The organism is Mucilaginibacter koreensis, from assembly GCF_054783355.1.
Genome location: NZ_BAAGQS010000001.1, coordinates 3,141,600 through 3,154,403 on the forward strand (window position 1 = coordinate 3,141,600; position 12,804 = coordinate 3,154,403).

The window sequence follows — 12,804 nt, forward strand, 5'->3', positions numbered from 1 at the left end:
CTAAACGGTACTACGCTATGAGCATGTTTGACAATAAAGAAACCACCCATATATCACAATTAGGCGAGTTCGGCCTGATTGAGCACCTCACCAAAAATGTAAAATTGCATCATCCCGGCACGCAAAAAGGCATAGGTGATGATGCGGCCGTATTGGATTATACTGGTAAAAAAGTACTGGTAAGTACCGATATGCTGCTGGAAGGCATTCATTTTGATTTAGCTTATACCCCATTGAAACACCTGGGCTACAAAGCCGTGCAGGTAAACCTGAGCGATATTTGCGCCATGAATGCCACCCCGGCGCAGATTACTGTTTCCATCGGCCTATCCAGTAAATACACCTTAGAAGCTATTGAAGAATTGTATGAAGGCATTTACCTGGCCTGCGAAAAATATAAAGTAGATTTAATTGGCGGCGATACCAGTTCATCGAAACAGGGCCTGGTGATTAGTGTAACTGTGCTGGGTTATGCTGATGAATCGGCGATTACCTACCGTAATGGTGCCGAAGAGGGTGATTTGATTTGTGTTTCAGGCGACTTGGGCGGTGCTTATGTGGGCCTGCAATTGCTGGAACGCGAGAAACTGATTTACCTGGAAAACCCGAACATTCAGCCTGATTTGGAAGGCAAAGATTACATTGTAGAACGCCAGTTGAAGCCTGAAGCGCGGCAGGACATTGTACAACTGCTGAAAGACCTGAATGTAAAGCCAACCTCGATGATTGATGTATCCGACGGTTTGGCCTCAGAAGTGCTGCATATTTGCCGACAGAGCAATAAGGGCTGCAACTTGTATGAAGAAAAAATACCGGTTGACCCTATGACTTACGAGACTGCCCGCGAATTTAACCTCGATCCTACCATATGTGCCCTGAGTGGCGGCGAAGATTATGAGCTGCTGTTTACCGTTAAACAGGCCGACTACGACAGGATTAAGCACGATGTAGACATCAGTATCATTGGTTACATTACTGAGGCTTCAGCCGGCTGTAATTTGATCTCTAAAGGTGGCAGTGTACATGAGCTGAAAGCACAGGGCTGGAATGCATTTAAAGCGTAAGCTAAAATAGATAAATCTATATCTGCTGATGTATGTTTAGCAGGTATGGATTTATCTATGCTATCATTGCCTGTATTATTGCTCATTTTTGTGTTGGCTGCTGCGGCCATATGGCTTGCAGGTATCAAATTATCCAACACTACGGATATCCTCTCCACACGCTTTAATATCGGCGAAGCATTGGGTGGAGCTATTATACTGGCTGTGGTTACCAATTTGCCCGAAATTGCTATTACAGTAAGTGCTGCATTAAAAGGCGATCTAAGTATTGCCATCGGTAACATTCTGGGTGGGATAGCGATACAAACAGTGGTACTGGTAATATTGGATGTATTTGGAACAGGTAAAGCATTTAATTTAACTTATAAGGCCGCTTCCATTCCGCTTATTTTAGAGGCATTATCTGTCATTGCCATTTTATCATTGGTAGTTATCGGGCACCAGATGCCGGCATCGTTCATATTTTTGCGTGTTGAGCCGGCAAGTATGTTAATAGTGGTTTGCTGGATGATTAGTTTATGGCTGGTAAATAAAGCCGGTAAAGGTTTACCGTGGACAGAGCAGGGGCATGCACCTGATAGTCAGGCCGAACCAAAAGGCCATGCTCAGGATAAAACCGGGCAGCAGGCAAAAAACCAGAGCACTGCAAAAGTAGTAATGCTGTTTTTAGGTTGCGCACTGATTACACTTGTTGCAGGCGTAGCGTTAGAAGTAAGCGGTGATGCTATTGCCGGTAAAATACATATGGGCGGGGTAGTGTTTGGCGCCACAGTGCTTGCCCTGGCCACCTCACTGCCCGAAATTTCTACCGGATTGGCTTCTGTAAAATTAGGTGACTACAAACTGGCCATGAGCGATATTTTTGGCGGCAATGCGTTTTTACCGGTACTTTTTCTGGTGGCCTCATTGGTATCAGGAAAAGCTCCGTTGCCGCAGGCACAGCATTCCGATATCTACCTTACCTGTCTGGCCATGCTGCTGACTATCATCTACATTTGTGGCATGATCTTCAGGCCAAAACGGCAATTTTTAAATATGGGTATAGATTCTATACTGGTTTTGCTTGTTTATCTGCTTGGCGTGGGCGGTTTATTTTTAATCAGCAATCATTAATCAGGTTGCTACTTAATTAATGATTGCTGTAATCCATATAAACCTACAGTTTTTTGATTTTAATATCCCTGAAATAGGTAGCATCCAAATGGTCTTGTAAAGCTATTTTGCCTTCTGTGGTCTTTCCAAAGTCGGGGTAAACCTGCATTTTTCCTTGTTGTATGGCTTTCTTCCAGTCTTCACTGTTTAAATCTGCCGTGGCGGTTACTTTACCATTTAAATAGATGGTTACTTTGCCATTTTGCTGTGTAATGCGCCCGGTATTCCACTGCCCGAAAGGCTTAGGTTTAGCCGACTCATTGGTGGGTATTACATTAAATATACTACCCGCCATTTGTGTAAGATGACCTTTGTGCACAGGCGAGTTTTCATCATCTTCCAATTGCATCTCGGGGCCGGTTACAAAGGTGGCACCGTGCTTTTTATCTTCCTGCACATCTATCATCACGCCGCTATTACCGGCTTTGGCAATCTTCCACTCGTATGCTAAATCGAAGTTTTTATATACCGAATCTGATACCAGATCGGCATGGATATTTTTAATTTTCGAATCGCACCACAATTCGCCGTTACTCACCTTCCAGGCCGATGCGGTATCGCCTTTGTTGTAAATGTGCCAGTTGTGCATGGTTTTTCCATCGAACAAAAGTTGCCAGCCATCTTTTTGCTCTTCAGCGGTGAGGGTGTTGTGAGAGGCAGTTGTTTGCTGGCAAGAGGTGGCCAATAAAGCAGATACGGCGAGTAAACACGCAGGAATTACTTTGTTAAGAAGTGGTTTCATATTCAGGTTAACGATTGGAGTGCTGTAAATTCAGAACCCATTGGCTGTTACCGTAAATATATAATTATTGTAATTGATTATCATCAACCGCATCACTAATATACCGCTGCTCAATCTGCTTATTTGCCTTCGCCCCTAACTTCTTCACTTTTTCTGCGGTAATGGTAAGGTTACCCCGGCCTTCCGAGAGCTTGTTCATGGCGCGATCAAAGGCATCCTGACTGGTTCTCAGGTTTTTGCTCAGGCTGTCCATATCGCCCAAGAAGCCAACAAACTTATCGTACATCTCGCCGCTGAGGCGGGCAATTTCCATTACGTTGCGGTTCTGGCGTTCCTGCTTCCACATGCTGGCAATGGTGCGCAGGGTGGCCAGTAAGGTGGATGGACTTACAATTACTACCCGCTTGTCCCAGGCATCGTTAAACAGGTCGGCATCTATCTGTACCGCAAAACTAAAGGAGGACTCTATGGGTACAAACAACAACACAAAATCGGGCGAGTTAATTTGCTTTAAGTCATGATAATTTTTGGCCGACAGGTTGTGCACATGCCCGCGCAATGACTCCACGTGTGCTTTGGCATGCAATTTACGTTCCTCCTCGCTTTCGCAGTTCACCAGGCGGTCATAAGCAATAAGTGATACTTTAGAGTCAATAATGAGGTGCTTATTATCTGGCAAATCAATTACTGCATCCGGGAAGTAACGGTTACCATCGTGCGACTGGTAATTGGCCTGCAAACGGTACTCCCGGTCTTTCACCAAACCGGAGCGCTCCAATACTTTTTCCAGGATAAACTCGCCCCAGTTGCCCTGTTTCTTATTATCACCTTTCAGGGCTGTAGTTAAGTTCTTAGCCTCGTTACTGATCTGGTTGTTCAACTCCATCAGCTGCGTAATTACCCCTTTCAAGGTATTGCGTTCGGCAGCCTCCATATTATACACCTTGTCTACCTTTTCTTCAAAAGCTTTGATGTTTTCTTTTAGTGGGGTAAGGATATGATCCAGATGGGTTTTATTGACATCCGTAAATTCGCGCGATTTCTCTTTCAGGAGCTTCTCGGCCACGTTTTCAAACTCACGTTGCAAGTGCAGGCGAGTTTGAGCCAGCTCTTCTTTTTGCTCGGTAAATTTTTGCTGCTGGGCCTCATTAAATGATTGTGCACGTTGCAGGTTGCGGTTGGCTTCGGCCAGTTCCAGGCGCTCGTCTACCAGTTCGCCGTTCAGCTTTTCAATATCCTGCTGTAACAGGGTTACAATATTGTCTTTTTCGGTAACCAGCCCACGGCATTTTTCTTCGGCAATAGCCAGACTTATTTTCAGCTGTTCGTTAGCTACCTTTAAGCTTTCAAACTCTTCGGCACTGATAACACCAACGGTTGCCTGCGGCTTTTTGATAAACAAAACCACCGCTATGGCTAAAATTACTACCGCAACTATAATCGCAATCATCCCCATTTGATAATAATATTAGCAAATGTAGGAAGTAATTTATGAAGATTGCTAAATTTTATGTAGGTGCTTAGTGTTTTGTACTGTCAACAGTAGGGCTACTCACACCTTTTCCGTTACTCGACATATCAGAACCTCCTGTTGAGGTACTGGCTGGCGTACCTTGCCCCAAAGCTTTTAAAGTATCAGCAGGGCCGGAGTTACCATTGCTCTGACTTGAGTCTTGCGCTGCACCGCCGGTTTGGTTAGTGCCGTTACATGCAGCAATAAACAATGCACCGCCTGCTATGATGGATAAAATCAGCTTTTTCATATCAAAACATTATATAAATTTAACAGAATTGCTGAGCAGGGGTTTCTTTTGAAAGTGTGTATTATTAATTAAGCGTATCTTCTGATTCATCATAAAAGGCGAATATCAAAAAATCGTGAACTTCATTTTCATTATGCTCGCTCATTAATTTGTAGGTATAATCTACATAAAAGTTTGCGATCGGTGCATTACTGTTAGTTGCGATATCATCTAATAGTTCCAACTCAATCTCATTTGGCGCTGTCCTGTAAAATGCTGTAATCAGCATATTACCTTCTATAAGATCAATATCTAGATATAAAAATCTTAGATTTTCAGTTACCTTTTTTGCCAACTGCCTATATACTTTAGTTGATAAGTGGTATTTTTCTTCCTCAATTGTCATATTGTTTTATATTAAATTTGTGATATTGCGATGAGTTGGACAATTGTAACTGACTTAAAATTTTAATATATCTTTTTTGTACTAACAAGTTTACCCAATAAAACTTAAAAAGGCAGGGTTTGTTAAACGCTGCCTTTTAATCAAGTTTTTATTCGCTTTTTTATTCCGTAGCCTTCTCCACCCTCAAACCTACATCACTTACTTCCCTAAGCGGGTTATTACGCATGTTCTGCTCTATCTCAAAATGGTAAACGCCCCTGCCGGGGAAATGAAAACCGGTTTTAAACGGAATCTGATAGCTGTATAAGTTTCCGCTGCCCTTGCCCAGCCATTCGCCGTCAGGGTTGGCCAGCTTAAATTCGTAACGGGTGGTATGCATTTTGGCAGCGCCTGCCTTGCCTTCGCTGATGAGGGCAAACAGGTTGGAATACTTATAATCGGCCGTTACCCGCAGGTTCAAATACAGGTTGTAAGCCGACGTGGTATCCTCAATGCTAACGTCGTATTTAATTTTATTTACATAAGCCCAGTTGCGGTTATCAATACGCGCATTCTGGTCCAATACCGCACGCGGATCAGTACAGCGCACTAACACTAACATAACAACGCAGGCCGAAAGCCGTAAGCCATATCTAAGCGCCGCCTTCATTCCGGTTACCTTGCTGTTGGTTATTAGGGTTTTGCCTGTTTTGGTTACGGTTGCGGTGATGGCGACGGTTATTCTTTTTGGCCGGATTTGCCGGCGTTTGGCCACCCTCGGCTTTGGTTACCTCAACAGTTACCGTTTTAATGGTTTCTTCAATTACCACCTTTTGTACCTGCGGCTGTTTGGCCTGCTGGTTACGGTTATCTGGCTTGCGCTCGCCTTGTGGCTGTTGATTGTTTGGCTTTTTGTTCTTCTTCTTTCTATTGTTGTTACGGTTGCTGCGTTCATCCAAACGGGTTAAGCTGTCCTGCCCTACCACGTTCTCGTAATCAAGCACTTTTACCGGCTCATCTTTTTCTATTACCTCATCGCTCAACTCAGCTGGTATCACACCTTCCTTATTCAGCTTTTGTATTTCTTTTACGCGGCTTACCGGCAATACAATCCAGTTTTCGGCACCGGGCATGCTAAACCACATGAGGCGCTTAAAAATGTCTGTTTTTTGCAGGCGAGCGTCACCTTGCTCGGTACGCAACATGTGTACGTTATCGGGGATGTGTTTTAAAGCATCCATGTAAGTATCCAGCTCGTAATTGAGGCAGCACTTCAATTTACCGCATTGGCCGGCCAGTTTAAGCGTATTGAGCGATAAATTTTGATAGCGCGCTGCCGCAGTAGACACCGTTTTGAAATCGGTAAGCCAGGTAGAGCAGCATAGCTCGCGTCCGCAGGAGCCAATACCACCTAAACGGCTGGCCTCCTGGCGCATGCCAATCTGCCGCATTTCGATACGAATACGGAAAGCCTCAGCCATCTTCTTGATCAGTTCGCGAAAATCGACCCGACCTTCAGCGGTATAATAAAAGGTAGCTTTGGTTTTATCGCCCTGGTAATCTACGTCGCTTATTTTCATCGACAAATTGAGGTTCAGTGCCAGGGTACGCGCCTTGTGCATGGTTTCCCATTCCAGGTCTTTGGCGGCTTTCCACTTGTCTACATCGGCCTGGGTGGCACGGCGGTAGATTTTTTTGGTGACATCGTTTTCCTTTACGCGGCGCTTGGTCATTTGCATGCGCACCAGTTCGCCGGTGAGCGATACGTGGCCTACATCATACCCGCCCGAAGTGGTTTCTACTACTACCAGTTCGCCGTTTTCGAGGTAAATATTATCCTGGTTCACATAGAAATCCTTACGCGAACCTTTAAATTTAACTTCGATAATTTGAAACGGCTTATAATTTGCCGGCATGTCCATGTGCGACAGCCAGTCGTAAACATCTAATTTACTGCATCCGTTGGTGAGGCAAGCCCCATTACTTTTGCAGCCAGCCGGTGCGCATCCGCCCCCGGTTGAGCAACTTCCACATCCCATAATTGGTTATATATATTGAGTCCCTTGCGGGAGCATTTTAAAATGTAATATCTTAACAATCTGCAAAGATACATCTAAAAATAAAATTTTAGGGTTGGCATTGCGCTCAATATGGTAGTGCGCTTTTTCCAACTCGGCACATATAGCCTCTGCCATGGGCAAGGTAATAAAATTTACCATTTTTTTTGCCGTCTCTAATTCGGCAGGCGGCAGGTGTACCAGCTCTTCGGCCCCGGCCAGCAGCAGGCAACACTCGCGCAGGTAACTGATGCCATAGCGCAAAAAGTTTTTCTGGTTTTCGCGGCCGGCTTTGGCAATAGGCTCTACAAAGTTGCTCATTACATTGGGCACTTTGTTACTTACACAATCGCGCAGCCAGTTTAAAAAAGGCAGATGGTAGCCTTTGCCATCCTGCTGTTTTAACAGTTGCAGGGCTTCGGTTAAATTACCATTGCTTAAGTAAGCTGCCTCGGCAGCGGCTGCTTCTGTATGCCCGTGCTTAATCAGTTCTTCTTTTACTTCCTCGTAGCCAAGTGCCGGTATTTTAACCAGCTGCGTACGCGATAAAATTGTGTTCAGTATCTGATCCTGATTTTGGGCAACCAGTAGAAATAGAGTATTGGGCTGCGGCTCTTCAATCAGCTTTAACAACGTATTGCCTTCTTTATCCAAATACTCTGGAAGCCACAGAATCAAAATTTTGTATTCGGATTCGAATGGCTTTAAACTTAGTTTTTTAATAATCTGGTGGCACTCGGCGATGTTAATGTTGGCCTGCTTATTATCGGCCTCCAGGTAACTGCGCCAGATATCCATACTCAGGTAAGGATGTGCGGTTAAAGCTTCACGCCACTGCTCAATAAATGAAAGGGCGGTATCATCCTTGTGCTTGGCAAAAAACGGATATGAAAAGTGCAGATCGGGGTGTACCAACTTCTGATATTTACGGCAGGAAGCACATACCCCGCATGAGTCCTGAGGTTGCTTATCCTCACAGCTTAGATATTGCGCATAAGCTACGGCCAGCGGTAAGCTGCCCGATCCTTCAGGGCCTAAAAACAATTGGGCATGGCTTACCCTGTTTTCTTTCACCGTAGCCAGTAAACGTTGCTTGGTGGCCTGCTGGCCCACTATATCCTTAAACTGCATTGGGGCAAGATAGGAATTAGATGTGAGATGTAAATCAGATTTGAGATGTTAGATATGAGATTTGAGAGAAGAAAAATGTAATAGGTAACTATAAATTTAGAGGCATCTCACCGGCTTTTAGCTGTATCTTTGCGCAAATAGGTTCTCAAATTTCATATCTAACATCTCAAATCTCTCTACATGCGGGTAATGGCTTTTGATTATGGTACCAAGCGTATTGGTATAGCAGTAACTGATCCGCTACAGATGATTGCCGGTAGCCTGGACACCGTACACCCCAACCAGATTATAGATTACCTGAAAAAGTATTTGCAAACTGAGCAGGTAGAGCGCTTTGTGGTAGGCGAGCCTAAACAAATGGACGGTACCCCTTCGCAATCTTTTCAGCATGTAAAGGGCTTTGCGGGCCTGCTGAAAAAGAATTTCCCGGGCATTGAAATCGAAATGATGGATGAGCGATTTACCTCAAAAATGGCATCGGCAGCTATACTGCAAAGCGGTATCAAAAAGTCGGAACGCCGTAATAACAAGGCTTTGGTAGATACGGTATCGGCTACTATTTTACTGCAATTGTGGCTGGAAAAGAAGGCATTTTTGTAATGATCATTTATTTCTCTATTTCAGCAAACACTGCATCAGCAATGTCTTCCAGTAATTGTGCGTCCTGATGGTCTGATAATATCACAATACCCACTTTATTCCGGGTACTGAAACGCAGCAGTGCGGAATTACCAAAAGTATCGCCGCTCTTTTCCAGGTAATGCGGATAAATTTCCCAACCCAACCCAACTACATGCTTATTATCACTGTAGTAGCGTTTGTGCGACAGGTTAATTGCTTGTTTCAAACTGGCTGGCGGATTTAATTGTGCTTGTACATATTTCAGCATATCAGCCGCGTTGGAGCGCAGGCCACCAGCCGCTGCAACAGTATTTAATATCATAGCCGGTTTTGATTCACCTTTGGTAGTAAAACGCCCGGCAATGTTGCCGCTGCCATATGTGCCCAAATAAGTTTGTTTCAAACCCAGCGGACGAATCAGCTGACTTTTGAGCAGTTGCTCATAGCTTTGGTGCGTAGCATTTTGCAGCAGTAAACCCAACAGAGCATAAGCATAATTATTATAGTGATAATCATGATGTCCGTCTAATTCTTTAGTGCGTTTCAGTACCTGATAAATATAACCAGGGTTAACCAGACTAAAAGGTTGCGATGGGTTTTGCTTAAATAAATCATTAATATATTCATCATTGCTCAAATTAGGCAAGCCCGACTGGTGCGAAGCCAGATCAGTAAGTTTTACCTGGTGCTGTAATTTGGGCGCCAAATTAAAATGCGGAGGCAGGTAAGCATCCATATAGGCGTTGGCGCTGATGTGCTTGCCGGCTATTTGCTGCGCCAGCAATAATCCGGTAAAGGTTTTGGTTACCGATCCTACCTCAAACAGGGTATTTTGATCAATAGCTTTTTTGGAGCCAGCCCTTTTGCCAGTGGTGATATAAAATGTTTTATTGCCTTTCACCACACCTATACTAACGCCATAGTCTGCATGGGTATAGAGTAAACCACCTTGTTTAAATAATAACTCGTTGATTTCGGCTTTTTCAACCTGGGCATGGGCAGTTAACGTGATGACAGCAAAAATGGAAAACAGGATTTTCTTCATACGGATACTATAACGGCAAAAATGCATAATGAGTTTAAAATGCGGTAGTAGAATTTATTACTTTAGATGTTTCTGGTATTTCTTCGTTAGGTTGGGTCGCCCGTTATGAAAGGCAGTGGATGCTACTTTTCTTTTTCCGCAAAAGAAAAGTAACCAAAAGAAAACTCGTGGCTGCGTCTTTTTCTTTGTAGGCACTATGCGTGGGCGGCCGGTAGTGGTGGCCGAAAAAGCCAAGGTCACAGGTTGAGGGTATGGGTGTGCAGTTGTGACAATTGCTTGAATCAGAATTTACAGGATTTGAGAATGAACAGAATGCTTAACACCCCCGCGTCATTGCGAGGTACGAAGCAATCTCTATGCACCTTGTCTTAGTCGGGCGTTGAAAGATTGCTTCGTACCTCGCAATGACGTGATGGTGATAGGTGTACGCTGCTTGTTTCTTCTTAACTTTTGTTTTCTGCTTCTTAGCTCTTGATTCTCTTCCGTCTGTGTCAGCCCCTCAGCTTTGGACGAAAGGCGGGCTGTACTTGATTTTTTGGTTCTTTTGTATCAAGACAAAAGAACAATAACATTCAATAAAGCACAAACTCAACCAGCGGATAGCACCACAAAACACTAAACCGCCAAATATCCTACCTTTGCCCTACTATGGAAATCTTAGACCCAGCCTTGCAGCAATACTTGGATGCACATTGCGATCCGGAACCTGAAGCTTTGCAAAAAATTAATCGTGATACTCATGTACAGGTATTGCAGCCGCATATGCTGTCGGGGCACTACCAGGGGCGGGTGCTGAGTATGCTGAGTAAGCTGGTAAGGCCAAAGCATATTTTAGAGATAGGTACCTTTACCGGATATGCTACCATTTGCCTGGCGGAAGGCTTAGTTGAAGGCGGTAAAATTGATACCGTAGAGGTAAAACCCGAGCTGGAAAACCGATTGTTCAACAACTTTCAACTGGCCGGATTAACTGATAAAATCAGCCTGCACATTGGCAACGCGGCTGAAATTATATTTGGATTTTCGGATAATTATTTTGATCTTGCATTTATCGACGCCGATAAAAAAAGTAATTTAGCTTATTATCAGGCAGTTATACAAAAAACAAAACCAGGCGGTGTAGTAATAATTGATAACGTTTTGTGGAAGGGAAAGGTGTATGGGCCAGAAAATGATGCCCAAACCGAAACTTTTAGAAAACTAAATAGCCAGATAACTGTTGACCCTCGGGTAGAAAAATTCATTCTGCCTGTTCGAGACGGCCTTCTGGTTATCAGAAAACTATAAATTATGAAAAAACTCTTACTGATTGCAGTTCTTTTTTTAAGCTCTTTTGCTGCTTCGGCTCAGAACTCTTCACAATCCTACATTCAGAAGTTCAAAGATAATGCCATTCGCATTATGCATGAGAGCGGTGTTCCGGCAAGTATCATTTTAGCTATTGCCATGCACGAATCTGCTAATGGAAACAGCTCTGTTGCTCGAAATTTGAACAATCATTTTGGTATGAAAGGCCGCAGCCAAGTTTCGGCCGGTCATAAAAAGATACACTCATCCTATAAACAATACAATTCTGTAGTAGATTCTTTCCAGGATTTTGCCCGCATCATGACTGAGCGTAAGCAATTTAGCCACCTTTCGGAAAGCCTTACCCACTATGATTACAAGAATTGGGTACATGGCATTCAGCGCAGCGGTTATGCCAGCAGCCATTTATGGGGTTCGCAAGTGCTGGGCCTCATTAATAAATATGGCCTGCATGCGTATGACGAAAGTCCGGACTCTACTAAAGTAAAAGAAAGCAGCCGCTAATCAGGTATTCAACATTAAGGATTCTTTTTTGTCATTGCGAGCGTTAGCAGGCAACCGCATGGAGATATCTGCGCTTATGCTATGACCAAATTATTGTCTGCATAGGTGAGGCATACATAACAAGCACATACTTTTTTTATCTGCCAGCAGTTTAGTAAGTTTGAAACAGTGTTAGCCCTGTAAATTAAACTGAATGATTAAACGGATTGCCCCCTGCCTGGCTTTATGTGCACTGCTTTGTTACTCCTGTTCATCACATAAAAATGTAGCCGGTATTACCAAAAGGCAGGCGCATAACAGTAATGAGCAACTGGAGCGCGAACGCAGTGAGGCCATCAAAAACTTTGTTCCTTATACAGCAGCTTCTTACATACAGCGTTTTAAAAGTGTGGCCATACAAGAAATGAACCTGTACGGCATACCAGCCAGTATTACACTGGCGCAGGGGCTGTTCGAATCGGGTTTTGGTAATGGTAGTTTGGCTAAGGTAGCCAACAACCATTTCGGCATTAAATGTACTGCAGATTGGAAAGGCCGGAGCTATTACAAAAATGATGATCAGGAGAACGATTGTTTCCGGGTGTATGACAACCCTGAAGATTCGTTTCGTGATCATTCTAACTTTTTAAAGCGTAAACGCTACGCAGCGCTGTTCGAGCTGGATAAAAACGATTATGAAAGCTGGGCTTATGGGCTCAAAGCTGCAGGCTATGCCACCAATCCCAAGTATCCCGAATTACTGATTAATACCATCAAAAAATATAACCTCGACCAGTATGACCGGCCTGAAGGCGAAATGCAAAAAATTAGGCGCGAAGACCGGGTACTAACTGAAATCAACCAAAATATTGGCAAAGCTGTAAAAGACTCCATCATCAGCAGTACCCCTGCCAACCGCCTGTACCGTGTGCAGCAGGGTGATACACTTTATTCTATTTCCAGGCGTTTTGGTATCACTGTTGATGAGTTAAAAACGCTGAACCAAATGAGTGATAATACGGTAAAAATTGGTCAGCAACTGGTGGTGGTTAAATAAGGATGTTAAAATAAGTT

Annotated in this window: 14 protein-coding genes; 6 read left to right on the forward strand and 8 right to left on the reverse strand. The window is 43.8% G+C overall.

Going from position 1 to position 12,804, the window contains the following annotated elements:
• Positions 1-23 precede the first annotated feature (23 nt).
• The gene (gene thiL / locus ACYVNW_RS14060; RefSeq protein WP_460681022.1) at positions 24-1,064 is read left to right on the forward strand and encodes a thiamine-phosphate kinase; all 1,041 of its coding nucleotides are present in this window, start codon (positions 24-26) and stop codon (positions 1,062-1,064) included.
• 45 nt (positions 1,065-1,109) lie between these two features.
• Entirely contained in the window at positions 1,110-2,177 is a 1,068-nt protein-coding gene (locus tag ACYVNW_RS14065; RefSeq protein WP_460680505.1) for a sodium:calcium antiporter, read from the forward strand.
• A 43-nt stretch (positions 2,178-2,220) separates the two neighbouring features.
• Here the strand turns inward: ACYVNW_RS14065 and ACYVNW_RS14070 are convergent, their stop codons facing one another.
• The 7 genes from ACYVNW_RS14070 to ACYVNW_RS14100 all read right to left on the reverse strand — a co-directional run bounded on the left by ACYVNW_RS14070 (position 2,221) and on the right by ACYVNW_RS14100 (position 8,273).
• Positions 2,221-2,958, reverse strand: a complete 738-nt coding sequence (locus tag ACYVNW_RS14070; protein ID WP_460680506.1) for a 3-keto-disaccharide hydrolase — start codon at positions 2,956-2,958, stop codon at positions 2,221-2,223.
• A 64-nt stretch (positions 2,959-3,022) separates the two neighbouring features.
• Complete coding sequence (locus ACYVNW_RS14075; protein WP_460680507.1) at positions 3,023-4,414, reverse strand: DNA recombination protein RmuC; 1,392 nt, start codon at positions 4,412-4,414, stop codon at positions 3,023-3,025.
• Between the two features lie 64 nt (positions 4,415-4,478).
• Positions 4,479-4,721, reverse strand: coding sequence for a hypothetical protein (locus ACYVNW_RS14080; RefSeq protein WP_460680508.1), 243 nt, complete (start codon positions 4,719-4,721; stop codon positions 4,479-4,481).
• Between the two features lie 64 nt (positions 4,722-4,785).
• Entirely contained in the window at positions 4,786-5,106 is a 321-nt protein-coding gene (locus ACYVNW_RS14085) for a hypothetical protein (protein ID WP_460680509.1), read from the reverse strand.
• A 160-nt stretch (positions 5,107-5,266) separates the two neighbouring features.
• The gene (locus ACYVNW_RS14090; protein ID WP_460680510.1) at positions 5,267-5,755 is read right to left on the reverse strand and encodes a gliding motility lipoprotein GldH; all 489 of its coding nucleotides are present in this window, start codon (positions 5,753-5,755) and stop codon (positions 5,267-5,269) included.
• Positions 5,739-7,124, reverse strand: coding sequence for a PSP1 domain-containing protein (locus tag ACYVNW_RS14095; RefSeq protein ID WP_460680511.1), 1,386 nt, complete (start codon positions 7,122-7,124; stop codon positions 5,739-5,741). The genes ACYVNW_RS14090 and ACYVNW_RS14095 overlap by 17 nt, the downstream gene beginning before the upstream one ends.
• A 6-nt stretch (positions 7,125-7,130) precedes the next feature.
• Positions 7,131-8,273: a DNA polymerase III subunit gene (locus ACYVNW_RS14100; RefSeq protein WP_460680512.1), complete on the reverse strand. Its 1,143-nt coding sequence runs from the start codon at positions 8,271-8,273 to the stop codon at positions 7,131-7,133.
• A 180-nt stretch (positions 8,274-8,453) separates the two neighbouring features.
• Here ACYVNW_RS14100 and ruvX point away from each other — a divergent pair, with 180 nt between their 5' ends.
• Positions 8,454-8,873: a Holliday junction resolvase RuvX gene (ruvX, locus tag ACYVNW_RS14105; RefSeq protein ID WP_460680513.1), complete on the forward strand. Its 420-nt coding sequence runs from the start codon at positions 8,454-8,456 to the stop codon at positions 8,871-8,873.
• Between the two features lie 7 nt (positions 8,874-8,880).
• Here ruvX and ACYVNW_RS14110 read toward each other — a convergent pair whose 3' ends face one another.
• Positions 8,881-9,939 (reverse strand): serine hydrolase domain-containing protein, encoded by a 1,059-nt coding sequence (locus ACYVNW_RS14110; RefSeq protein ID WP_460680514.1) that lies wholly within the window; start codon positions 9,937-9,939, stop codon positions 8,881-8,883.
• 648 nt (positions 9,940-10,587) lie between these two features.
• Here ACYVNW_RS14110 and ACYVNW_RS14115 point away from each other — a divergent pair.
• The 3 genes from ACYVNW_RS14115 to ACYVNW_RS14125 all read left to right on the forward strand — a co-directional run bounded on the left by ACYVNW_RS14115 (position 10,588) and on the right by ACYVNW_RS14125 (position 12,787).
• Positions 10,588-11,226 (forward strand): O-methyltransferase, encoded by a 639-nt coding sequence (locus ACYVNW_RS14115; RefSeq protein ID WP_460680515.1) that lies wholly within the window; start codon positions 10,588-10,590, stop codon positions 11,224-11,226.
• 3 nt (positions 11,227-11,229) lie between these two features.
• The gene (locus ACYVNW_RS14120; protein WP_460680516.1) at positions 11,230-11,751 is read left to right on the forward strand and encodes a glucosaminidase domain-containing protein; all 522 of its coding nucleotides are present in this window, start codon (positions 11,230-11,232) and stop codon (positions 11,749-11,751) included.
• Positions 11,752-11,944: 193 nt separating this feature from the next.
• The gene (locus tag ACYVNW_RS14125; protein ID WP_460680517.1) at positions 11,945-12,787 is read left to right on the forward strand and encodes a glucosaminidase domain-containing protein; all 843 of its coding nucleotides are present in this window, start codon (positions 11,945-11,947) and stop codon (positions 12,785-12,787) included.
• Positions 12,788-12,804: the final 17 nt, after the last annotated feature.

Bases quoted from the DNA above. Each gene is read 5' to 3' on its own strand.
- thiL (WP_460681022.1), top strand. From the start codon at position 24: ATGTTTGACAATAAAGAAACCACCCATATATCACAATTAGGCGAGTTC.
- ACYVNW_RS14065 (WP_460680505.1), top strand. From the start codon at position 1,110: ATGGATTTATCTATGCTATCATTGCCTGTATTATTGCTCATTTTTGTG.
- ACYVNW_RS14070 (WP_460680506.1), bottom strand. From the start codon at position 2,958: ATGAAACCACTTCTTAACAAAGTAATTCCTGCGTGTTTACTCGCCGTA.
- ACYVNW_RS14075 (WP_460680507.1), bottom strand. From the start codon at position 4,414: ATGGGGATGATTGCGATTATAGTTGCGGTAGTAATTTTAGCCATAGCG.
- ACYVNW_RS14080 (WP_460680508.1), bottom strand. From the start codon at position 4,721: ATGAAAAAGCTGATTTTATCCATCATAGCAGGCGGTGCATTGTTTATT.
- ACYVNW_RS14085 (WP_460680509.1), bottom strand. From the start codon at position 5,106: ATGACAATTGAGGAAGAAAAATACCACTTATCAACTAAAGTATATAGG.
- ACYVNW_RS14090 (WP_460680510.1), bottom strand. From the start codon at position 5,755: ATGAAGGCGGCGCTTAGATATGGCTTACGGCTTTCGGCCTGCGTTGTT.
- ACYVNW_RS14095 (WP_460680511.1), bottom strand. From the start codon at position 7,124: ATGGGATGTGGAAGTTGCTCAACCGGGGGCGGATGCGCACCGGCTGGC.
- ACYVNW_RS14100 (WP_460680512.1), bottom strand. From the start codon at position 8,273: ATGCAGTTTAAGGATATAGTGGGCCAGCAGGCCACCAAGCAACGTTTA.
- ruvX (WP_460680513.1), top strand. From the start codon at position 8,454: ATGCGGGTAATGGCTTTTGATTATGGTACCAAGCGTATTGGTATAGCA.
- ACYVNW_RS14110 (WP_460680514.1), bottom strand. From the start codon at position 9,939: ATGAAGAAAATCCTGTTTTCCATTTTTGCTGTCATCACGTTAACTGCC.
- ACYVNW_RS14115 (WP_460680515.1), top strand. From the start codon at position 10,588: ATGGAAATCTTAGACCCAGCCTTGCAGCAATACTTGGATGCACATTGC.
- ACYVNW_RS14120 (WP_460680516.1), top strand. From the start codon at position 11,230: ATGAAAAAACTCTTACTGATTGCAGTTCTTTTTTTAAGCTCTTTTGCT.
- ACYVNW_RS14125 (WP_460680517.1), top strand. From the start codon at position 11,945: ATGATTAAACGGATTGCCCCCTGCCTGGCTTTATGTGCACTGCTTTGT.